Below are 20,985 nucleotides of genomic sequence, written 5' to 3'. Positions count from 1 at the left end.
TTAATGTTAAATGGTCAAATAGTGGATTATGATTCAGGAAGAAGGATGGCTTCCATAAATTGTTCTTCATCAAAGAAGTCATTTACAAATCCCTGAATTTGCCCGGATGTAACGGAATCGATGTTCTCTACCAATTCATCTAAAGTTACGAAACGACCGAAATATAATTCACTTTTTGCAAGCCGAGTCATGCGATTACTGGTACTTTCCTGAGACAATAACAATTTTCCTTTGAGTTGGGATTTTGCCTCAGCCAGTTCTTTTTCAGGGACCGGATCATCCTGCATTTTCCGAAGTTCTTTAAGAATCAATTTTCGCACATGATCAACATATTCTTTGTCTGTGCCTACATAAATTCCCCAAAGCCCGGTATCAGTGTAAGATTGGTTAAAGGTTTGGACAGAATAGCAGTAACCATATTTCTCACGAATATTTTGATGTAAGCGAGAACTCATGCCTCCACCTAAGATGGTATTAGCTAATAATAAAAGGTACTTGTCATCATGGTCAAAATTTAACCCCCTCCGCCCATAGATATAATGGGTTTGCTCAATAGATTTTGTAAGCCTAATATTTTCTTTATTAAATGCAGGGATTGGCTGCTCTTTTTCTTCATGGTTTTTAGCATCTAAAGCTTCAAAATACTCAGAAACTAGTTTTACTACTTTCTCATGCTTCACATTTCCTGCAACCGACACTAATAAATTAGCCGGATAGTATCGATCATGCATATAATCATAAAGATCTTGTCTGGAAAAATCAGAAACGGTTTCTTCAAAACCGAGAACAGGACGTCCCAATTCATGTCCCTCGAAAATCTTGCTGTTAAATTCTTCAAACAAATAGTCATCCGGAGAGTCGCGGTACATTTTCATCTCTTCAATAACGACTCTCTTCTCCTTCTCCACCTCTTCTTCCGGAAATGAAGGGTTAAGTACCATATCAGAAAGCACATCAAGAGCACGCTCAAGCTGAGTACTAAGGCAACGCGAGTAATAGCATGTATACTCTGATGAAGTAAAAGCATTTAGATATCCCCCCACGGCTTCCATACTCAGGGCAATATCAAAAGAAGATCTTTTCTCCGTTCCCTTGAAAAGCATGTGTTCTAAAAAATGTGTAATTCCGGCCTGTTTTGCTGTCTCGTGCCGTCCACCGGTTTTCACCCAAATCCCAACAGAAATACTTTTTACACTTTCAATACGCTCCGTAACAATCCGCATTCCATTAGAAAGGGTGCTTTTGGTTACAAAATCAATCTCTTTCACATTTTCCATGATACTGTGTTTAAACAAAAAAGCTCTGCACATTTCTTAATATGTGCAGAGCAAATTATAATGAAGTTGGTTACCAAAGATTTACTCTTCTTCGTCTTTTTCCAACAATACTTTTCTTGAAAGTCTAAGTTTATTGCCCGGCTCAATTTTGAGGAGCTTAACTTCGATTTCATCACCCACACTCATATAATCATTCACATTCTTAACATGAGAGTGATCAATTTCAGAAATATGCAGCAAGCCGTCACGGCCGGGTGCTATCTCCACAAAGGCACCGAAATCTTTAATTGATTTGACTTCTCCTTTGTAAATCGCTCCTTCTTCCAGTTGCCCGGTAATCGCTTTAATACGATTTTGTGCATCTTCAGCTTTGTCGAGACTGTCGGCAGAAATTGTGATTTTACCTTTTCCACTTTCATCTTCTTCAATCCAGATTTCAGTATCTGTTTCTTTTTGAAGTGTCTGAATTACTTTACCGCCAGGACCGATAACCGCACCGATCATATCACCGTCAATGGTCATATTGATAAATTGCGGAGCATATTCAGAAAGGGTTTCACTTGGGGTTGAAATGGTTTCAGCCATTTTTCCAAGAATATGTAAACGCCCTGTATGCGCTTGTTTTAGGGCTTCTTCCATTACATCAAATGAAATGCCTTTCACTTTCATATCCATTTGGCAAGCTGTAATACCATCAGAGGTACCAGCTGTTTTGAAGTCCATGTCGCCCATGAAATCTTCTTCACCGCGGATATCAGAAAGTACAACTGAGTTGTTCTCGCCAACAATCATACCCATTGCGATACCTGCAACCGGTTTTTTGAGCGGAACTCCGGCACTCATCAATGCCATAGAACCACCGCAAACGGAGGCCATGGAAGAGGAACCGTTAGATTCTGTAATATCGGAGATAATTCTGATCACATATCCAAAGTCATCAAATGAAGGCATCATCATTTTAAGGGCACGTTCGGCAAGGTGGCCGTGACCAATTTCACGCCGGCCCGGGCCTCTTAAAAATCCGGCTTCCCCTACCGAATATGGAGGGAAGTTGTAATGCAGGTAGAATTTTTTGTCTTCTTCATCAAAAAGCGTATCAACGCCTTGAGCATCTTTTTTGGTACCGAGCGTTACAGAAACAAGCGCCTGAGTTTCGCCACGGGTAAAGATTGCAGAACCATGAGTTCTTGCAAGATATCCAACTTGAGTCCAGATATCGCGAACGTCTTCGGGAGAACGACCGTCAATACGACGTTTTTGCTCAAGGATCATATTGCGAAGTTCTTCCTTCTCAATATCTCCGAGGATATCTTTTACAATATCAATTTCCTCTTCGTACTCTTCTTCAAGCTCAGCAACTACAGAGTCTTTAGCTTCTTTTAGTTTTGCGCTGTATTCTTCTTTTCCAAGTCCGAAATTCACTACTTCTTTGATCTTGTCAGTAGCTAATTCACGAACTTTGTTTTCGATCTCTTCAGGATAGCCTTCAGGTACAAACTCACGCTTTGGCTTACCGTATTCTTCTCTCAGTTCTTCCTGAAATTCACAAAGGGTGATAATAGAAGCATGAGCTGCTTTAATGGCACCCAACATCTCTTCTTCAGAGATCTCATCCATTTCACCTTCCATCATCAACACACTGTCGGCAGTACCGCCCACAATCATATCAATATCACTTTCTTCAAGTTCTGAAAGTGTGGGATTGATGATATATTCGCCATCAATGCGTCCAACTCTAACTTCTGCCATTGGCCCGTCAAACGGAACATCAGAGATATGCAGGGCTGCTGATGCACCAAATCCACCTAATACATCACCGTCGTTCTCTCCGTCCGAAGAAAGCACGCTTGAGATGATTTGGGTTTCACATAAATAACCTTTTGGAAATAAAGGACGCAAACTGCGATCAATTAAACGACTGGCTAATACTTCTTTTTCTGAAGGACGTCCTTCGCGTTTCATAAATCCACCGGGAAATCGCCCGCCGGCTGAAAAACTTTCTCTGTGATCAACTACTAAAGGGAAAAATCCTTGTCCCGGTTTTGGTTCTTTTGCACTCACAGCAGTACACAATACCTGGGTATCACCCATACGAACCACTACAGCGCCATCGGCTTGCTTAGCAATCCGGCCTGTTTCTATTGATAGCACCTTACCCGGTGCAAATTCTACACTTCTTATTTGTTCTTTCATTTGTTTTCTTTGTCTTCTTTATTGATTTGCAAATCCTGCCAACAACAGATAAGATGTAATAGCGACAGGATAAATTAAAAAAGGCTCCAACGAATAGGAGCCTTTTAAAAAATATAATTACTTACGGATACCGAGCTCTTTGATCAGTTCTCTGTATTTCTCGATATCGTTTTTCATGAGGTAATTTAACAACCTTCTTCTTTTACCAACCATTTTTAACAATCCACGACGTGATGCGTGATCTAATTTATTGTCTTTCAGATGCTCAGTCAGGTCATTAATTCTTTTGGTTAGAAGGGCAATTTGACCTTCAGTGGAACCCGTATCGGTTTCACTTTTTCCAAACTTTTTAAAGATTTCTTTTTTGTCTTCTGCGGTTATGCTCATTGCAATGGTTTAATTATAACTTATATAAATCGATTTATAGTCTTCAAAGATAGGGGTTTTTAGTGTAATGGACAATGCCAAGTAACCAGAATTTAGTGGTAATTCTCTGTTAATTTGTTGCTAAAATTTTCAAACTCGTTTCTTTATCTGAATCTAATTGAGCTTTCAGCTCATTGATACCTTTAAATTTCTGTTCATCCCTGATTCTGTCGATGAAACGTACCTGAATTGTTTGACCGTAGACTTCTTTGTTAAAATCAAAAATATGTACTTCCAATGTTCTCTCATCTTCCCCAAAAGTTGGTCGAACACCAATGTTCATCATTGCCCCATACCAATTACCGGCAACACGTACTTTTACCGCATACACTCCATTCTTGGGAATCACTTTATTCTCATGTTCAGGCTTTAGATTGGCTGTTGGATAACCAATAGTTCTGCCCCGTTCATCACCGTGCAACACGATCCCGTTTAACAGGTAATTTCGATTTAAATATTCTGCCGCTTTTTTCACATCGCCTGATTCAGATAAGGTTTTCCGAATCACCGTACTGCTAATGGTTACATCCCCCATTTCTTGCTTTGAAACCACATAAGAATCAAACCCAAGTTCCTCTCCCAGGTTTCTGATTGTGTCAATAGTGCCTTCTCTATCGCGACCAAAATGATGATCATATCCAATTACAAACTCCGAGACCCCTATCTTTTTATGGATGATCTTACGAACGAATTCTTCGGAAGTAAGCAGAGAGAAATCACGGTCAAATGGAATCACAAGCAGTACATCTACGCCTAAATCTTCCAATATTTCACACCTTTCCTTAAGCGTAGTAAGGAGTTTAATCCCCCCTTTTCCGGGGTTAATAATTTCTCTGGGGTGTGGATCAAAGGTAACAACAACGCTTCTTGCATTACGAATTTTGGCTTTACTTACCACTGCATCCATTAATGCCCTGTGCCCCTGGTGTACTCCGTCAAAAGTGCCTACAGTAACCACGGAATTTGGTTGATGTGTTATGTCTTTGAGTTCAATTAATTCTGCCATATTTCTTTTAACCGATCTCCCATTTCATGTGGTGTTAAAGCTTCATCTAATGTAAAATGCCCAATAGCCGTTCGCTCCAGGCCACTTAAATAAGCCTTTGAATGTAAGGATTCCCCTAAATCTCTTGCAAGCGAACGAATGTATGTTCCTTTGCTGCATTTAATCCGAATGGTGAGTTTAGGAGGAGTGAAATCAAGAATTTCATGTTCAAAAAAAGTTACCTGCCGTGGAAGCCTGACTACTTCTTCCCCTTTTCGGGCAAGCTCATATAATTTCTTCCCGCCGTATTTTAAAGCAGAATACATAGGAGGAATTTGTTCAACCGTACCGGAATATTCAGACTCCAGAACAGATAATATTTTCTCTTTTGTGATATGGTTCCACTCGGCTTCTTCGGTTATTTCTCCTTCTGAATCATAAGTAGAAGTAGCAGCTCCAAATGTGACTTCCCCGGTATAAACTTTCGGTAAATCCTGAATAAGGGAAATAGACTTAGTGGCTTTACCGCAGCAAAGAATAAGCATTCCTGTTGCCAAAGGATCAAGCGTTCCTGCGTGGCCTACTTTCTTTACTCGTATTCTCTTGCGAAGAAATTTTACGACATCAAAACTGGACCACTCAAGAGGCTTATTAATTAAGAAAATTCCACCTTTGGTAAGATCAGTTTCCTTGGTTGGCAAATTGGATTTACCATATACCGGGATTTCATCCAAAGGAAGAGCTCGGGCCATTTAATTAATCTTCACCGGGTGAATCTGGATCTTCTTCAGGAATATCAACTTTCTTTAAAAGCTGCTCCATTTTATTCACATATTCGGCCGTGTCATCTTCGTAGAAATGAAGTTCAGGGATCTTGCGAACCTGATTTTTGATCTTGGAAGCTAATTCGTACCTGATTTCATTAATGTGATCGTCAATAAATTCATATACGGGTTTATCATCTCTGCCGGGAGAAAAAACGCTCAAATATACTTTGGCAATAGATAGATCATCTGTCATTATCACATTGGTAACGGTAACAAAAGTACCGCTTGGCTGATAAGACTGCTGAATGATCTCACCAAGGTCGCGTTTAATTACTGCTGCTAATCTTTCAGGTCTGAAACCCATGATAGTAGGTAAGAATTAATTTAAAACTTTAGTTCTGAGGGAAGAAATTTAAGCTGCAATATTTAAATCACAGCTCAATGATCTATCCGGCTGAATCTTCAAGGGTACGCTTCTGCTCTGTGATCTTGTAACTCTCGATCTGATCACCAACTTTGATATCGTTATAACCCTTGATACTGATCCCACATTCATAACCGGAGCTAACTTCCTTCACATCATCTTTGAAACGTTTCAGGGCATCGATCTCTCCATCATAGATAACAACACCATCACGTACCAGGCGGATCGGATTGTTTCGCTCAACCTTGCCTTCAGTTACATAGCAACCTGCAATGGTTCCTACTTTGGATACTTTGAAGATTTCACGAACTTCAACAACGCCCATCATTTGTTCTTTTAACTCAGGCGACAGCAATCCTTCGAGCGCATCTCTGACTTCATCAACGGCATCATAAATTACGCTAAAGAGTCGAATATCAATTTCTTCTTCTTCAGCAAGCTTACGTGCTTGTGATGTAGGTCGAACCTGGAATCCTATGATAATGGCATCAGAGGCTGAAGCAAGCAATACATCTGATTCAGAAATAGCCCCTGCACCGGTATGAATTATATTTACTGATACTTCATCAGTTCCTAATTTTTGCAGCGATCCGGAAAGTGCCTCAATTGAGCCATCCACATCAGCTTTAATAATAATATTCAGCTCTGAAACTTCACCAAGCGCCAAGCGACGTGAAATATCATCAAGTGTCATATGCTTGGTTGACCGCATGGCTTGTTCGCGACGAATTTGCATACGTTCGCTGGCTACTTCTTTAGCCGTTTTCTCATCTTCAGCTACTATCAATTTATCACCGGCTTGGGGCATATCATCAAAACCTGTAAGCTGAACCGGTGTAGACGGCCCTGCTTCCTTCACACGTTTACCAAGCTCATTCTCCATGGCTCTTACCCGACCAAAACAAGGCCCGGCTACAAATGCATCCCCCACCTTAAGGGTGCCGCCCTGAACCAGGATATTTGCCACAATTCCTTTTCCTTTATCCAGTCTGGCTTCAAGAACAACACCATCCGCGCGTCGATTCGGGTTTGCCTTCAATTCAAGCAATTCAGCTTCGATCAATACTTTCTCAAGTAAGTCTTCAATTCCTTGCCCGGTATGAGCCGAAACTTCAGAATACTGTACTTGACCGCCGTATTCTTCAACAATTACATCATGCTCAGAAAGCTGCTGTTTAATTTTATCAGGATTTACCCCCTCTTTATCCATCTTGTTGATGGCAACAACCAACGGTACTCCGGCTGCTTTGGCGTGATTAATGGCCTCAATGGTTTGAGGCATCACAGAATCATCAGCGGCTACTACCAAAATTACAATATCGGTAGCCTGTGCACCACGAGAACGCATAGCAGTAAACGCCTCATGACCCGGGGTATCCAGAAAGGTAATTTTATTCTCATTGTGAACAACTTCGTAAGCGCCAACGTGCTGAGTAATACCACCTGCTTCACCGGCTGCTACTTTCTCTTCACGTATATAATCAAGCAGAGAAGTTTTACCGTGGTCAACATGGCCCATTACTGTAATAATTGGTGCACGGGCTTCAAGGTCTTCTTCTTCATCTTCAGGGATGGTGAGTTCCTCATCCATTTCCTCCGCTTCGATGAATTTCACTTCCTTGCCGTATTCCTCAGCAACGAGCTCAATGGTACCTGCATCTAAACGCTGATTGATGGTAATCATCAATCCTATACTCATACAAACGGAGATAATATCGTTTACTCCTACATCCAGCAGGTCGGCAAGTTCGTTTGCAGTAATAAACTCGGTGGTCTCAACAATATCAGACTCGAGTTCCTCCATTTCAGCTTGCTTTTGAAGCTCTTCCTCACGCTCTTCTTTTCTTTCACGACGCCGTTTCGAGCGTTTACTACCCACGGTTTTTGAAGACTGCATCTTCTTCATGGTTTCGCGCATCATCTTATCTACATCCGTCTCGTCAATCTCTGTTTTGCGCTTTCTTTTCTTTTTCTTGGATGTCTTTTTCGCATCAGAACTGCTATCGTCTTTTTTAGACTCTTTCTTAGCCGAAGAGTCATCCCCTTTACGATCTTTGCGTCGTTTTCTAGTCTTACGTTTTTTCTTATCAGCAATATCGCTGGTAAAGGAAGCCTTACCTAATACTTTAGTTCCTTTAAGCTTACCGGCTGCACCACGAATTACTTCTTCTTCCTCCTCATCATCTTCTTCTTCCACTTCCGGTTCTTCAGTCTTGGCCTCTTCCTTCTTCTCAGTTTTTTCTTTTTCTTTCTCCTCTTCTTTATCGGCTTTTTTATCCTGAGTTTCTTCTTCTTTTTCTTTCTTGGCTACTTTCTTCTCTTCTTTCGGTGCTTCCTCTTTCTCCTCAGTATCTTCTTCCGGTTCTGTTTCAGCTTCAATTTCAGGTTCTTCCTTCTCAGCTGCTTTTTTCTCTTCTTTAGCTGCCGGTTCGGCCTTTTCTGCTTCTTTTTCAGGTTCCGGTTCTTTATCCTCTGTCTCTTTTTTCTCTTCTTTGGCTTTTGTTTCTTCCTCTTCCGGCTCTAACTCTTGCTGTGTCTCTTCCTCCTCAGGTTCAAGATCAGGTGTCTCATCTTCAGGCTCCAAACCTATACTATCTTCAATGGGCTCCAGCACATTTTCGATAGTCACACTATCATTTCGCTGGTTCATCATTTGGCTGCGGCGACTTTCGTACTCTTCCCGAGCTTTTTCATGATCCTCGCTTTTCGCTTTATCCTCACCATATACTTCATCCAGGGCCGTATACATTTCCGGCGTAATTTTGAAGTTAGGGCGATTGGCTGCATCGAAGCCATTGTCATTTAACGTATCCACGATGGATTGTGTGGCAACATTAAATTCCGCTGCAACTTTAAATAATGGTTTGGGTCTTTTAGACGTCATAAATGGGTTTTGAATGTGAGCTTGTTAAACTAAGAATTTTTAAGTGGAATTGCCGATTTAAGCCTCGTCCTCAAATTCGTATGCAATTACACTCATAATTTTCTCTGCAAGCTCGGGATCTATTTCTTCGTTCGTTCTACTAACTAATTCTTCGGCGTTCAATTCAAGTACGGCACGAGCAGTATCACACCCGATGTCATGAAGCATTTGAATTACTTCTTCACCGAAATCTACGGTAAATTCATCAATATCAATATCGTCTTCTTCCTCTACTTCCCGATATACATCAATTTCTACTTCAGCAAGTTTGGAAGCGAGACGAATGTTTACCCCTCCTTTACCAATGGCTTTAGAAACCTCATCAGCCGGCACTAACACATTGGCATGCCTGGAAGCTTCGTCCAGTTCTACCTTTAATACTTCGGCAGGTTGCAGGGCTCGTTTAATGAATTCAATTTTATCAGGCGTGAAATTAATCACATCGATATTTTCATTTTGAAGTTCACGAACTATGGCGTGAATTCGAATACCTTTCATCCCTACACAAGCACCTACAGGATCAACTCTTTCATCATGAGATAAAACCGCTACTTTGGACCGATCGCCCGGAGAGCGTGCAATTCTTACTAATTCAATAATTCCATCAAACACTTCCGGTATTTCATTTTCAAAGAGTCTTTCCAGAAATAACTCAGATGTTCTTGAAATAATCACAGTAGGATTACCATTCCGCATGTGGACACCGGTAACAACAGCTCTAATAGTATCGCCTTTACGGTAACGGTCTTTATAAATTTGCTCGCTTTTTGGAAGCAGTAACTCTACACCGTTGTGATTTACAAGGATGTCTTTGTTCTGACGAACCTGGTATACATCACCCAGGATGATTTCACCCACCCTGTCCGTGTAATCTTCGTAAATATTGTCCTTCTCAATTTCCCTGATACGCTGAGCCAATTGCTGACGAGCCATAGTAACTGCACGCCGGCCAAAATCCGTGATTTGAATTTCCTGGGCCAATTCATCATAAAGTTCAATATCCGGGTCTACTTTTTGAGCATCCTCTAACGATATCTCAGCTACTTTATCCGTAAGCTCATCCGCAGGCACAACTTCTTGTACATGTAATATCTGTATTTCTCCCCGGTCTGCATTTAAGATCACCTCAAAGGCTTCATCGGACTCATATTTTTTACGGATCATGGTGCGAAAAACATCTTCTAAAATAGAAAGAAGCATATCGCGATCAATGCCTTTCTCATGTGCAATCTCTGCAAATGAGGAGATAATCTGTTTTGATAATTCGTTCTGCATCAGTTTAGCTTAATTAAATTACGGGAATGATTTTGGTTTCAACGATTGCTTCAAAGGGAATCTGAGTTTCTACTTCTTCTTCATCCGTAATGGCAACTGTATCTTCCAGTATACCGGTGATAACGCCTTCAATCTTTTTATATTCACCGGCTGTATTTTTGAATTTGACAGTTGCAACACGACCTTCATTTTTTTTGTATTGTCGTTTATCACTTAATGGACGGCTAAGCCCCGGTGATGAAACATTCAGACGATATTTATTATCAAACAATTCGTGGGCCTCAATCAAAAAACCAAGTTCTTTACTGATTTCTGAACAATGATCGATGCTTACACCGCCATCTTCATTATCAAGCAAAACCCAAACTTCGTTTTGTCCCCCTCCGGTTTTAAGCTCCACATCTACAATAAAGAGATTATGCTCTTCAGCCAGAGGTTCCGCTAAGTCCTTAATATTTTGTATGATATCTATTTGCATTTCCACCAAATTCTGAAACAAAAAAAAGCGAGTGCCTTCCGACGCTCACTGCATTTCAAAGGTAGCTCTATTTCGTCTAAATTTCAATGAATCAAACAGATTGAAGGCAGATTCATTTTTTGATTCAAATGTTTTGAGTTAATTTAGAGCTTATTCTAAATTTCCGGTTCAAGTATATTCCTTACAACCCATTATTTAAATTACAATGAAGTCTACTATTAACTTATTGATTGCCGTGGTAATTACTACCGGTTTTCTTTTTTCATGTGGCAACAAAAATTCCAAAGATAATCAGAAAACAAATCAAGGGCGTCAGCTTGAAATAACAACAGAGGTTACATTCATAAATAGTGAAGGAAATGAAATGTCTACTATCCGGGCTGCGGTAGCTGATGAACAACAGGAACGCAATCAAGGTTTAATGGATGTGAATGAAATGCCGGCTGATGCCGGAATGCTTTTTATATTCCCGGAAGAAGAAGAGCTAAGTTTTTATATGGCCAACACTCCCCTCCCCTTAGACATCATGTTTGTGAATAAAGACAGCATGATTGTCCGTATTCATCATAATACCACCCCATTTAGCAGCGAACAGCTCCTTTCCGAAGAACCGGCTAAGTATGTAGTTGAAACCAATGCGGGGTATGCTGTCTCTCATGACATTCAGGAAGGGATGAGGATTCGATTTTAATAAATTATTGCTCCACTGCAGAATACTTTTCCAGGAAATCCATCACTTTCTGAACATTTTCTTTTGAACCGATGTAAATTGGAGTTTGTTCATGAATGGCCTCAGGTTCTATCTCCATAATCCGTTTATGACCGTCAGTTGCCATTCCCCCAGCCTGTTCAATGATAAAGCTAAGGGGATTGCACTCGTACATAAGCCGTAGTTTTCCGCTTGGGTACCTTTTACTGTGCGGATAAATAAATATCCCCCCCTTAATTAAAGTCCTGTGAATATCGGCTACCATGGAACCAATGTACCTTGCAGAATAGGGCCGCCCGGTTTCCGGATCATCTTCCTGGCAATATTTGATATATTTCTTTAATCCCAGATCCCAGGAATTATAACTTCCCTCATTAATGCTGTAGATACTTCCATGATCGGGCATCATAATTTCACGGTCACTTAATATGAATTCTCCAATACTTGGGTCGAGTGTAAAAACGGAAACCCCCAAACCTGTAGTGTAGGCAAGTATGGTACTGGAACCATAAAGTACATAGCCGGCCGCCACCTGACGAACTCCAGGTTGTAGTGCATCAGACTCTTTAAGTACCGAATTAAAGCGCGCTTCCCGCATATAAACAGAAAAAATACTCCCTATTGAAACATTGACATCGATATTTGAGGAACCGTCTAAAGGATCCAAGTAAACAATATACTTCCCGCCTTTGCTGCTTAATTTTACGATGCCATCATTCTCTTCAGATATGACCATGCAAGTAATTAAAGAACGATCAAGTGCAGAAATAAGTTGTTGATCGGCAAAAATATCGAGTTTTTTTACTGCTTCTCCATGGATATTTGTTGACCCATCAACGCCTAAAATATTCGTTATACCGGCTTTATTTACTTCACGGGAAATAATTTTCGCTGCCAAACCGATATCTCTGAGTAACTGAGAAAGCTCTCCTGTTGCCCCGGGAAACCTATTTTGAGATTGTATAATATATTCTTCTAAAGTTTCTAATCTCGAATTACTTTTGCTCACCATGATTATGCTTTTATTGTTAGAAGCGCTTTTCTATCAATATAAAAATGTTTGGCGGATAAAATCTTTACACTTTTAAAGTTTATTTATGCACTTTTCTTGACCTCTTTAAATATTTCAACAGCTTTGAGCTTTAATTTTTGCAGGTTTTCATTATTTGTAACTATAAAATCGGCTAAATGAATAAGTTGGTTAAAGTCAGGTTGCCGGGAAATTCGGTTTTTTACCAAAGGTTCTGAAGACTCATCTCTTTCAACGGTTCGTTCTATTCTTCGGGATTCATCAGCAAGAAGAAGAACCACGAAATCAAGTTCTTCTGGCCGGCCATTATTAAGCAGAACCGCTGCTTCTTTAGCAAAAACTTCAATCCCCTCTTTTTCTTTTTTTACAGCTAACTCCTTGGTTCGAGCCCTCAAAACCGGATGAACCAAATCATTAAGCTCTTGCACCCTCCCCTTTTCAAAGGCTTCTTTAGCCAAATAATCACGATTTATATTACCGTCTCTATCATACGCTCTATCACCAAAAGCAGACATGATTTTCTTTTTTAGCTCTTTATCCTCATTCATCAACTGTTTGGCGAAATCATCTGCATAAAGCACAAATGCGCCCAGTTTTTCCCACTCCTTACAAAAAGTGGTTTTTCCGGAACCGATTCCCCCTGTTATACCTACCTTGATCATGATTAAATCACTGTTGTTATCTTATTCTCTGAAAGATTCGGATAATCAGTATTAAAATGTAGTCCCCGGCTCTCCTTACGCCGGATGGCTGAACGGACAATCAAATATCCCACACACACTAAATTACGTAATTCACATAGCGGGACATTAACTTTTGTGCGCTGATAAAAATCCTCTGTTTCCTGAAATAATAATTTTGTTCTCCGTTTTGCCCTTTCCAGCCGGAAATTGCTTCTGACTATTCCAACATAATTCCACATCACCTGACGTAATTCCCGGCGATTATGAGAAACCAAAATCCATTCTTCGGTATTTACTGTTCCGCTTTCATCCCACTCAGGAATATCATTCCTGAAATCTGCATTCTCCAGTAATTTGATCGATTTATTTACTGCTTGTTCTGCAAAAACCAATGACTCCAATAAACTGTTTGATGCCAGGCGATTAGCACCATGTAATCCTGTACAAGCAACCTCACCACAAGCAAAAAGTTGTTCTATGGAAGTTTGCCCCTCTAAATCAGTAGCCACTCCACCGCAGGTATAATGCATAGCCGGGACCACCGGTATTTGTTGCCTGGTAATATCAATCCCATATGTTAGACAAGTTTCATATATCATAGGAAACTTCTCTTTAATTACTTTTGCATCCAAATGAGTGACATCCAGGAAAACATGATCCTCACCTCGTTTTTTGAGTTGATCATCGATAGCTCGAGCCACAATATCCCGGGGAGCCAATTCTTTCCGCCTGTCATATTTTGACATAAAAGCCTCTCCGGATGCATTTCTCAAAATGCCCCCAAAACCACGTACAGCCTCTGAAATCAAAAAAGAATCTGCTTCCGAAATAGCTAAACTGGTAGGATGAAATTGCACAAATTCCATATTTTCTATTCGAGCTTTCGCCCTATATGCCATGGCGATACCATCGCCTGTTGCCACTGCCGGGTTCGTGGTATGTTCGTAGACTTCTCCGGCCCCTCCTGAAGCCAATACCGTTACTTTAGACAACATCTTATGAACTGTATCTGAGCGTTCATCCAAGACGTAGGCTCCAAAGCAATGAATTTTATCAAGTTCCTTGACCTTTGCTCCCAAATGATGCTCGGTAAGCAGCTCCATAGCAAAATGATATTCAAATATCTCAATGTTAGGGTGATTTTTAGCTTTATTCACCATAACTGATTCTATCTCAAAACCGGTGGCGTCAGCAGCGTGTACGATACGGTTTTCAGAATGCCCCCCTTCCCGGCCTAAGTCCAGCTCTCCATTTTTCTTTGAAAACTTAACCCCGTAGTCCATCAATTCAAGAATAAGTCTCGGACCTTCTGTAACCACCAATTCAACAGCCTTACAGTTACATAATCCGGCACCGGCTTCCAGGGTATCTTCAATATGTTTTTCAAATGAATCATGTTTGGAAAGTACACCGGCAACCCCTCCCTGAGCATACGAAGTGTTAGCCTCCATAACCTCTTTTTTAGTTACTATGGCTACGCTTCCATATTCTGCGGCTTTTAAAGCAAAAGTAAGGCCGGCAATACCACTGCCGATCACGAGGAAGTCAAAATTAAACTTTGGCATCTTCCAGGAGATAGGCTTTTATAAATTCGTCCAAATCTCCATCCATTACACCGCTTACATCACTGGTTTCATAATTAGTACGATGATCTTTCACCCGTTGGTCATCAAACACATAGCTTCGAATTTGTGAACCCCATTCATTTTTGCTTTTTGAGCCCTCAAGTTTAGCTTTTTCTGCTTCCTGAATCTCTTTTTCAAGCTCATAAATACGGGATTTCAGCAATACCATCGCTTTTTCACGGTTCTGAAGCTGGGAACGCTCTTGCTGACATTCAGCAACCACGCGTTCCTTACGCCCGTCCGAAAGTTCCCCTTCCCAAACCAGGCGAACCCCGGTTTCCACTTTATTTACATTCTGCCCTCCTGCACCGCTCGAGTGAAACCGCTGTAATTCAACTTCACTTTCATTGATGTTAACTTCAATCGTGTCATCAATCAAAGGAGCGACAAAAACGGAGCAAAATGAGGTGTGCCGACGTGCATTACTATCAAAAGGAGAAACACGAACAAGGCGGTGAACTCCGCTTTCAGCTTTCAAAAAGCCATAGGCATTATCACCTTGCACCTCAATGGTGGCACTTTTTAGCCCGGCGACATCTCCATCTTGATAATCGACCACTGATATTTTGAATCCAGCCTTTTCTGCCCACCGGGTGTACATCCGATAGAGCATTTCAGCCCAATCCTGGCTTTCCGTCCCCCCTGCTCCCGGATTGAAATTCACTATAGCATCGCGATGATCATCGGGGCCGCTAAGCATGTTTCGAAGCTCCATTTCCTCCAGAGCTTTCTCAAGCTTTTTGTATTCGGCCTCCAAATCGGATTTTACATCTTCTCCCATTTCCTGAAACTCCAGGAATACATTTATGCTTTCTCGAAGATCGTTCAGGTTATCCCAGCCTTCAACCAGGCTTTTCTCATGGTCCAGCTCCTTCATGACAGACTGAGCCTTGGCAGGATCATTCCAAAAATCAGGATCCTGGGTTTGTTCGGTAAGTTCTATTATTCGGACTTTACGTTTATCGTAGTCAAAGATACCTCCTGAGCGCATTAATCCGCTCATAGAGTTCATTTAAGTGATCTGTATTTATTGCCATCTGTAGTTTTTAATATCTGTTATTTACCGCTTCTGGTAAGTAATGCCCCTAGTACCAATCCGGCCATAAAGGCTATACCTAACCCCTGTTCCGGGTGTGCCCGTACATAACGCCGTGCATTTCTGTATTCATGCCTGAGCTCACGCTCCAAACCATCTCGTTCGTACTTTAAACGATCAAGCAATACATCATATGTTTGTTCGGCTTTATTTTGCAGAGCCTCAGTAGTATCGTAAATGGTTTCCTCGATATCTTTTTTAGTTCGGGAATTTTTTTGGGGTTTAGAATCTTTTTTTGAAGCAGTCATAATTTTTCCTCTTTTATTTCTCTGAAAATACAAATTCGCGTGTTAAAGTTTTAACTCATTCACTTACTTAATAATAACACTTTTACCCTCTTTAAATGTTCCTTCCCTTAGGCTTGAAATCTCTAGTGCAATAAGCTCAACAGATACTTAAAAAATCTCAGTAACCAAACAGCAATATAGTCGTCATATTAACAAATGAATTGTTTTTTTGAGTATGTTATTCTGAATAAATCATCAATTATCACCAATAAGAAAGTTGAATGGATAATTTTGAGGCTTCAGATAAACAAACTGTGGAAGAAGTTTTGGAAGGTAACCGCAAAGCTTACTCTCGGCTTGTTAACAAACATGCTCCCATGGTATTTCATGTTGTCCGAAGGTTTATAAAAACCGAAGATGAAGTGGAAGAACTGGCCCAGCAAATTTTTGTTAAGACCTATGAACGGCTTGAGACATTTGATGGGAAATCAAAATTCTCATCATGGCTTTATGTTATCAGCATGAATCATTGCCGTGATTATGTTAAAAACGTTAGAAGAAAAAATAAAAATTTTAGTGAAATGGAAAGTCATGAACTCCGTGATACGTTGGGACACACAGTTACTCCGGATCACGAAATGGAGAATAAAGAGACGAACCTCATTCTTTATGAAGGTTTGGTTTCAATCACTCCTGATTATGCAGAAGCTTTTTTGATGAAATATCGTGATGGACTTTCTTATAAAGAAATATCGGAGCAACTGAATGTAACGGTAAATGCCCTAAAACAACGAGTTCACCGGGCTAGAGCAGAATTAAGAGAATTCATGAATACAAAAATGGTTTGAATTATGGATAAGCAAGAACTACTTAGAAAATATCTTGATGAAGAATTGACTCCGGCGGAGGAACAAGAAGCACTTCATATGATTGCTGACGATGAAGAATTAAGATCTGCCTTGCGTTTCGATTTATTTCTCCGGCAAACATTCTCTGGCAATGAGTTTTCTAAAGAGACTTTTGAGGTACCTGAATATTTTTCCAGTAAAGTAATGTCAGAGATAGAACAAAGAGAAACAAGGGACGTGATTGAGTCTTCCCTGTCTCGATTAAAAGATATGATTACAGGCTGGCTTGAACCTTTGTTCACTCCCCGGTCTTTTCAACTAAGACCTGCCTTCGCTTTTTTTGTTTTAGCCCTGTTACTTCTCAGCCCCGCGCTACCATATTATTTCATGCAAAATGAATCCGGAGAGATTTCTCAAATGGAAAACAATTTTGAGACACAAACAGTAGCTGACACAGAAGAAATGGTTTGGGTTCGCTTTGTTTATGTGAATGATAACGCAGAAAGTATTTCCATAGCCGGCGACTTTAATAATTGGGATCCTGATGCCCTAACTAAACAACAGGTCAACGGTCAAAATGTTTGGACAGGTTTCTTCTCTATGCCAAGAGGAGAACATAAATACATGTTTGTTGTAAATGGCGAAAAATGGGTAACAGACCCCCTTGCCAATATGTATCAGGATGATGGTTTTGGGAATAAAAACGCCGTTATATATCTATGAAATCAAAGATTTTAACTATGTTATGTTTAGCTTATTTACTGCCTTTGTCTGCCCTGTCTCAAGACTTGCAGACTACAGTTACCTCTGAATTCAGGGTTGGGTATTCTTCAAACACCTATCTTAACCCTTTTTTCTCAGAATGGGATCGTACCTATAGTTCAGGATATGGTCTTTCCGCGACTTTTGGACAACTTTTTTGGGACAAAAACCGACATAAGTTTGAACTAAATGGAGGCTATGTATTTGAACCTTTTTTTAGTGACCAATCTACCTGGCATGGACATCTTGCGTATGCCCGGTATATAGGAAAAATCAGCTCAAAATTACAAGCAGGCCTAAATATAGGTACCAGTGGCTTTCAGTCTGATTTTGACAGAAATCTTCACTGGGTACACCCATATATAACCTGGTTTCCATCATCTTTTACATCCATACATTTTAAAGCCGGATCTAATTTTAGAGAGTACGTAGGTTTTCAAGACAGTCTTAATATCAATAATCGCTTAGACTCTTATGCTTTGGAGATGGAGTCATGGATCGGGTTCCGATGGCAATTGAAGGCCGGAATTTATGGGAATCTTGAAAATTTACCTGCTATCCAAAATGGGATTTCAACATCGTTTTCACTTGGACACTTATTTGTTAATGGGAGCAGAATAACTTCTGAATTACAGTTTATAAATTATAATTCAGAATTTACTACCACTATTGATCAAGGTGGTGGCCCGGGTGGCCCTTTTGGACCTCCCGGAAGTACTACGGAAACCCAATCTATAAATGATCAAATTTGGCGAGTTAAATTGGAGGGCAGCTATCCTGTTTCAAGCAGTGTTTCTGCATTTATATCTGCTGAGCGCTCTTTGTATCAATCTTCATCCATTAGTGATGGTATTGCAGATATTCAAGTTTCAGGCGGAATACGCTTCTCACTGACTCCAAATTTAAATGCCTCCCGAAAACAAATAGTTGATCCCATTTGGACTAAAGAAGCTGATCAATATACAGTAAGCATAAAATATAGAGGGAACGGTAATTTATACTTAGTAGGAGATTTTAATAACTGGGAAAAACCCGGTATTCCTCTTCGTGAAGAATCAAAAAACACTTATAAAACCAACTTAAAGATGGAACCAGGCGTTTATGAATACCGGGTGTTGGTTATAAACGGTTCTGATGAAAAATGGCTGAAATTTTCTAACAGCACATCTACCGTTAAAGATGGATTTGGCGGAACAAATGCCTTAAAAATTGTAGAATAAGTAATCAATAATCTCATGAAAAACACAACGAATATATCACCCGTAAAGACATTAATTAAGTTTACTCTGTTGAGTTTATTATTAATGCTTCCTGCTTCAATTTTTGCACAGCAAACTTCTTTATCCATTTTAACTCAAAAAGCTACTGAGTTAGGTATTGATGAATCGTATATAACCCGACTTCAGGAACGAGCTCAGGTAAATGGAATAAGTGAAGATCAGCTGGCTGAAATATTAGAGCCTGCTGTAACACTCGCAGAGGGAAATCTGCCATTTGATATGATCCTTGAAAAGACATCTGAAGGCTTGGCGAAAAGAGTTCCTAATCATGTTTTAGTAAACGTATTGCGAGGATTACAAGAAGCAACCCAACATTCCGTTCAAATTGTAGACCCCTGGATGCAAGGACAAGCTGTACAGAACATGCTTAAACGTACCGGCGGCTCACAAGAATCGGCCCAGCAATTTAGAAAAGACATGCTGAAAAATACCGGGAGAGCTTTAAATCAAGGACTTTCTGAGCAAGCTGTAACAGATTTCATGAATGAACTAAATAATGATGAAGTTCTTTCAAAAGTTGATGCAAATGAAATTGTAACCTCCTTAACGATCCTTCCCGACCTGCCTACAAGTTCAGATAATCCTGAGTTGTCCGGAAAACTTATTATCCGGTCGCTTAAGGGCGGGTTTAAATCCGCAGACCTCCAAAAATTACCTTCAGCTATGCAGATGGCTCAAAGCAGAGGTCAACTGCCAGCAGGTAATATTGTAAATGGAATACTCCAGCAATTAGAAATAGGAGCACCGGCTACAAATATCCTTCAAGGCTTGTTTGATGGTAAAATTGGAAGCCCTCCTGCAGGAGTTCCTGGCAGACCCGGGAATCCTATTGACGGCAATAGCGGAAGCAGCTGATATTTATTTGCCTGCAACTTTATTCTCCCTTACTAAGAAATCATTTCTTTTGATCTAACCTGACATTGGTATAGCTACCTAATTAATGTGATATCATCAAGGTTAAAAAAACATTACTTATTCAGTAACCAAACCGAAAGTTAGTCGTCGCATTAACAAATCAACAAATAACAGACTTAAAATATAATTATGTACTATTCTAAATTTTTAAAATTATTGACCGCCGCTGTAGTCTCTTCCTTCATGATTATAGGATGTGGCACGCAGTCAGACAGCAAAACCGGAAGCTTCCAGGTATTACTTCATGATGCGCCTGCCAGCTATGATGAAGTAAACGTTTTTATTGAACGCGTAGAAGTAAACAACGGTGCTGACGAAGAAGGCTGGGTCACTGTAGGTGAACCTCAGCAAGTGTTTGACCTGTTAGAGCTTACCAACGGTGTACTGCAACCTTTGGGAGAAATAGAACTTGAAACCGGTACCTACGAACAAGTTCGCCTTATATTGAACCAGGACGGACACAGTGTGGTAGTTGACGGTGTATCTCATAATATGTTCATTCCAAGCGGAAGCCAAACAGGTATTAAGCTAAACGTAAACGCAGAAATTCAACCAGACATAACCTATGTACTGTTGCTTGACTTTGATGCCAATCGATCGGTTGTGGTAACCGGAAATGAAAATTCCGGCCAGAACTATCTGCTGAAGCCAGTGATTAAGGCAACCAACCAAGCCATCACCGGAAATATTGAAGGTACCGTATCTCCCGTTGAAGCAGAACCTGTTGTATATGCAATAGCCAGCGGTGATACTCTTTCATCCACCTATGCTGATACAACCAGTGGTAATTTCCGGTTAATCGGACTGGAAGCCGGTACTTATACGGTATCTTTTGCCCCAACCAACGAGAATTTCCAGTCTAAAGATACTACCGGAGTAGAAGTAACGGTAGATGAAACCAATGATATTGGAAGCATTGTATTAGATCAGAATTAAGGTCAACTCTATCTTGATTTGAAAAAATCTCCATAACTAACATGTACCCTTAAAAAGGTTTGGATTTATTTCCAGGCCTTTTTTTTATAGAATTAATTCCTGATGACTTCCGAATTCCCCTTGCAT

The 20,985-nt window shown here is 40.3% G+C and carries 20 protein-coding genes; 6 read left to right on the top strand and 14 right to left on the bottom strand.

Going from position 1 to position 20,985, the window contains the following annotated elements; all coding sequences use genetic code 11:
* Window positions 1–26: 26 nt before the first annotated feature.
* The 9 genes from HUJ22_RS03725 to HUJ22_RS03685 form a co-directional block, all read right to left on the bottom strand.
* On the bottom strand, window positions 27–1,277 hold the full coding sequence (locus HUJ22_RS03725) for a pitrilysin family protein (RefSeq protein WP_290874054.1): 1,251 nt from the start codon (window positions 1,275–1,277) through the stop codon (window positions 27–29).
* 81 nt (window positions 1,278–1,358) lie between these two features.
* On the bottom strand, window positions 1,359–3,470 hold the full coding sequence (gene pnp / locus HUJ22_RS03720) for a polyribonucleotide nucleotidyltransferase (protein ID WP_290874051.1): 2,112 nt from the start codon (window positions 3,468–3,470) through the stop codon (window positions 1,359–1,361).
* Window positions 3,471–3,587: 117 nt separating this feature from the next.
* Window positions 3,588–3,857 (bottom strand): 30S ribosomal protein S15, encoded by a 270-nt coding sequence (gene rpsO, locus HUJ22_RS03715; protein WP_290874048.1) that lies wholly within the window; start codon window positions 3,855–3,857, stop codon window positions 3,588–3,590.
* A 109-nt stretch (window positions 3,858–3,966) separates the two neighbouring features.
* Window positions 3,967–4,902 (bottom strand): bifunctional riboflavin kinase/FAD synthetase, encoded by a 936-nt coding sequence (locus tag HUJ22_RS03710; RefSeq protein ID WP_290874045.1) that lies wholly within the window; start codon window positions 4,900–4,902, stop codon window positions 3,967–3,969.
* Window positions 4,890–5,633 (bottom strand): tRNA pseudouridine(55) synthase TruB, encoded by a 744-nt coding sequence (gene truB / locus HUJ22_RS03705; RefSeq protein ID WP_290874042.1) that lies wholly within the window; start codon window positions 5,631–5,633, stop codon window positions 4,890–4,892. Before truB ends, HUJ22_RS03710 begins: the two co-directional genes overlap by 13 nt.
* Before the next feature lie 4 nt (window positions 5,634–5,637).
* Window positions 5,638–6,012 carry a 30S ribosome-binding factor RbfA gene (rbfA, locus tag HUJ22_RS03700; RefSeq protein WP_290874039.1) on the bottom strand — a complete coding sequence of 125 codons (375 nt, stop codon included), beginning with the start codon at window positions 6,010–6,012 and terminating at the stop codon, window positions 5,638–5,640.
* Between the two features lie 82 nt (window positions 6,013–6,094).
* Window positions 6,095–8,956 (bottom strand): translation initiation factor IF-2, encoded by a 2,862-nt coding sequence (infB, locus tag HUJ22_RS03695; RefSeq protein WP_290874036.1) that lies wholly within the window; start codon window positions 8,954–8,956, stop codon window positions 6,095–6,097.
* A gap of 57 nt (window positions 8,957–9,013) precedes the next feature.
* The gene (gene nusA / locus HUJ22_RS03690; protein ID WP_290874033.1) at window positions 9,014–10,270 is read right to left on the bottom strand and encodes a transcription termination factor NusA; all 1,257 of its coding nucleotides are present in this window, start codon (window positions 10,268–10,270) and stop codon (window positions 9,014–9,016) included.
* A gap of 13 nt (window positions 10,271–10,283) precedes the next feature.
* On the bottom strand, window positions 10,284–10,748 hold the full coding sequence (locus HUJ22_RS03685; protein ID WP_290874030.1) for a ribosome maturation factor: 465 nt from the start codon (window positions 10,746–10,748) through the stop codon (window positions 10,284–10,286).
* A 205-nt stretch (window positions 10,749–10,953) separates the two neighbouring features.
* On the opposite strand from HUJ22_RS03685, the gene HUJ22_RS03680 reads away from it, so the two are divergent.
* Window positions 10,954–11,439: a DUF192 domain-containing protein gene (locus HUJ22_RS03680; protein WP_290874027.1), complete on the top strand. Its 486-nt coding sequence runs from the start codon at window positions 10,954–10,956 to the stop codon at window positions 11,437–11,439.
* Window positions 11,440–11,443: 4 nt separating this feature from the next.
* Here HUJ22_RS03680 and fbp read toward each other — a convergent pair whose 3' ends face one another.
* The 5 genes from fbp to HUJ22_RS03655 form a co-directional block, all read right to left on the bottom strand.
* Entirely contained in the window at window positions 11,444–12,469 is a 1,026-nt protein-coding gene (gene fbp, locus HUJ22_RS03675; RefSeq protein ID WP_290874024.1) for a class 1 fructose-bisphosphatase, read from the bottom strand.
* An 83-nt stretch (window positions 12,470–12,552) separates the two neighbouring features.
* Entirely contained in the window at window positions 12,553–13,149 is a 597-nt protein-coding gene (gene coaE, locus HUJ22_RS03670) for a dephospho-CoA kinase (protein ID WP_290874021.1), read from the bottom strand.
* Window positions 13,150–13,151: 2 nt separating this feature from the next.
* Window positions 13,152–14,735 carry an L-aspartate oxidase gene (gene nadB / locus HUJ22_RS03665; protein ID WP_290874018.1) on the bottom strand — a complete coding sequence of 528 codons (1,584 nt, stop codon included), beginning with the start codon at window positions 14,733–14,735 and terminating at the stop codon, window positions 13,152–13,154.
* A protein-coding gene (gene prfB, locus HUJ22_RS03660) for a peptide chain release factor 2 (protein WP_290874016.1) occupies window positions 14,722–15,832 on the bottom strand; the annotation gives its coding sequence in 2 pieces (ribosomal slippage) (window positions 14,722–15,765 and window positions 15,767–15,832; 1,110 coding nt in all). Before prfB ends, nadB begins: the two co-directional genes overlap by 14 nt.
* A 19-nt stretch (window positions 15,833–15,851) precedes the next feature.
* Entirely contained in the window at window positions 15,852–16,139 is a 288-nt protein-coding gene (locus HUJ22_RS03655) for a DUF883 C-terminal domain-containing protein (RefSeq protein ID WP_290874014.1), read from the bottom strand.
* 260 nt (window positions 16,140–16,399) lie between these two features.
* Between HUJ22_RS03655 and HUJ22_RS03650 the strand changes: the two genes are divergently transcribed.
* The 5 genes from HUJ22_RS03650 (at window position 16,400) to HUJ22_RS03630 (ending at window position 20,859) form a co-directional block, all read left to right on the top strand.
* Window positions 16,400–16,966 carry an RNA polymerase sigma factor gene (locus HUJ22_RS03650; protein WP_290874011.1) on the top strand — a complete coding sequence of 189 codons (567 nt, stop codon included), beginning with the start codon at window positions 16,400–16,402 and terminating at the stop codon, window positions 16,964–16,966.
* Between the two features lie 3 nt (window positions 16,967–16,969).
* The gene (locus HUJ22_RS03645; protein ID WP_290874008.1) at window positions 16,970–17,689 is read left to right on the top strand and encodes an isoamylase early set domain-containing protein; all 720 of its coding nucleotides are present in this window, start codon (window positions 16,970–16,972) and stop codon (window positions 17,687–17,689) included.
* Window positions 17,686–18,948 (top strand): glycogen-binding domain-containing protein, encoded by a 1,263-nt coding sequence (locus HUJ22_RS03640; RefSeq protein ID WP_290874005.1) that lies wholly within the window; start codon window positions 17,686–17,688, stop codon window positions 18,946–18,948. The genes HUJ22_RS03645 and HUJ22_RS03640 overlap by 4 nt, the downstream gene beginning before the upstream one ends.
* Window positions 18,949–19,017: 69 nt before the next feature.
* On the top strand, window positions 19,018–19,863 hold the full coding sequence (locus HUJ22_RS03635; RefSeq protein WP_290874002.1) for a hypothetical protein: 846 nt from the start codon (window positions 19,018–19,020) through the stop codon (window positions 19,861–19,863).
* Window positions 19,864–20,052: 189 nt separating this feature from the next.
* On the top strand, window positions 20,053–20,859 hold the full coding sequence (locus HUJ22_RS03630) for a DUF4382 domain-containing protein (RefSeq protein WP_290873999.1): 807 nt from the start codon (window positions 20,053–20,055) through the stop codon (window positions 20,857–20,859).
* Window positions 20,860–20,985 lie beyond the last annotated feature (126 nt).

It is taken from the genome of Gracilimonas sp., from assembly GCF_014762685.1.
Lineage (GTDB): Bacteria > Bacteroidota > Rhodothermia > Balneolales > Balneolaceae > Gracilimonas.
The sequence above is the reverse complement of the archived record's forward strand: the minus strand, read 5'-3'. Positions and strand labels throughout refer to the sequence as shown.

Excerpts from the sequence above, each read along its gene's own strand:
- HUJ22_RS03725 (WP_290874054.1), bottom strand. The coding sequence starts at position 1,277 with ATGGAAAATGTGAAAGAGATTGATTTTGTAACCAAAAGCACCCTTTCT.
- pnp (WP_290874051.1), bottom strand. The coding sequence starts at position 3,470 with ATGAAAGAACAAATAAGAAGTGTAGAATTTGCACCGGGTAAGGTGCTA.
- rpsO (WP_290874048.1), bottom strand. The coding sequence starts at position 3,857 with ATGAGCATAACCGCAGAAGACAAAAAAGAAATCTTTAAAAAGTTTGGA.
- HUJ22_RS03710 (WP_290874045.1), bottom strand. The coding sequence starts at position 4,902 with ATGGCAGAATTAATTGAACTCAAAGACATAACACATCAACCAAATTCC.
- truB (WP_290874042.1), bottom strand. The coding sequence starts at position 5,633 with ATGGCCCGAGCTCTTCCTTTGGATGAAATCCCGGTATATGGTAAATCC.
- rbfA (WP_290874039.1), bottom strand. The coding sequence starts at position 6,012 with ATGGGTTTCAGACCTGAAAGATTAGCAGCAGTAATTAAACGCGACCTT.
- infB (WP_290874036.1), bottom strand. The coding sequence starts at position 8,956 with ATGACGTCTAAAAGACCCAAACCATTATTTAAAGTTGCAGCGGAATTT.
- nusA (WP_290874033.1), bottom strand. The coding sequence starts at position 10,270 with ATGCAGAACGAATTATCAAAACAGATTATCTCCTCATTTGCAGAGATT.
- HUJ22_RS03685 (WP_290874030.1), bottom strand. The coding sequence starts at position 10,748 with ATGCAAATAGATATCATACAAAATATTAAGGACTTAGCGGAACCTCTG.
- HUJ22_RS03680 (WP_290874027.1), top strand. The coding sequence starts at position 10,954 with ATGAAGTCTACTATTAACTTATTGATTGCCGTGGTAATTACTACCGGT.
- fbp (WP_290874024.1), bottom strand. The coding sequence starts at position 12,469 with ATGGTGAGCAAAAGTAATTCGAGATTAGAAACTTTAGAAGAATATATT.
- coaE (WP_290874021.1), bottom strand. The coding sequence starts at position 13,149 with ATGATCAAGGTAGGTATAACAGGGGGAATCGGTTCCGGAAAAACCACT.
- nadB (WP_290874018.1), bottom strand. The coding sequence starts at position 14,735 with ATGCCAAAGTTTAATTTTGACTTCCTCGTGATCGGCAGTGGTATTGCC.
- HUJ22_RS03655 (WP_290874014.1), bottom strand. The coding sequence starts at position 16,139 with ATGACTGCTTCAAAAAAAGATTCTAAACCCCAAAAAAATTCCCGAACT.
- HUJ22_RS03650 (WP_290874011.1), top strand. The coding sequence starts at position 16,400 with ATGGATAATTTTGAGGCTTCAGATAAACAAACTGTGGAAGAAGTTTTG.
- HUJ22_RS03645 (WP_290874008.1), top strand. The coding sequence starts at position 16,970 with ATGGATAAGCAAGAACTACTTAGAAAATATCTTGATGAAGAATTGACT.
- HUJ22_RS03640 (WP_290874005.1), top strand. The coding sequence starts at position 17,686 with ATGAAATCAAAGATTTTAACTATGTTATGTTTAGCTTATTTACTGCCT.
- HUJ22_RS03630 (WP_290873999.1), top strand. The coding sequence starts at position 20,053 with ATGTACTATTCTAAATTTTTAAAATTATTGACCGCCGCTGTAGTCTCT.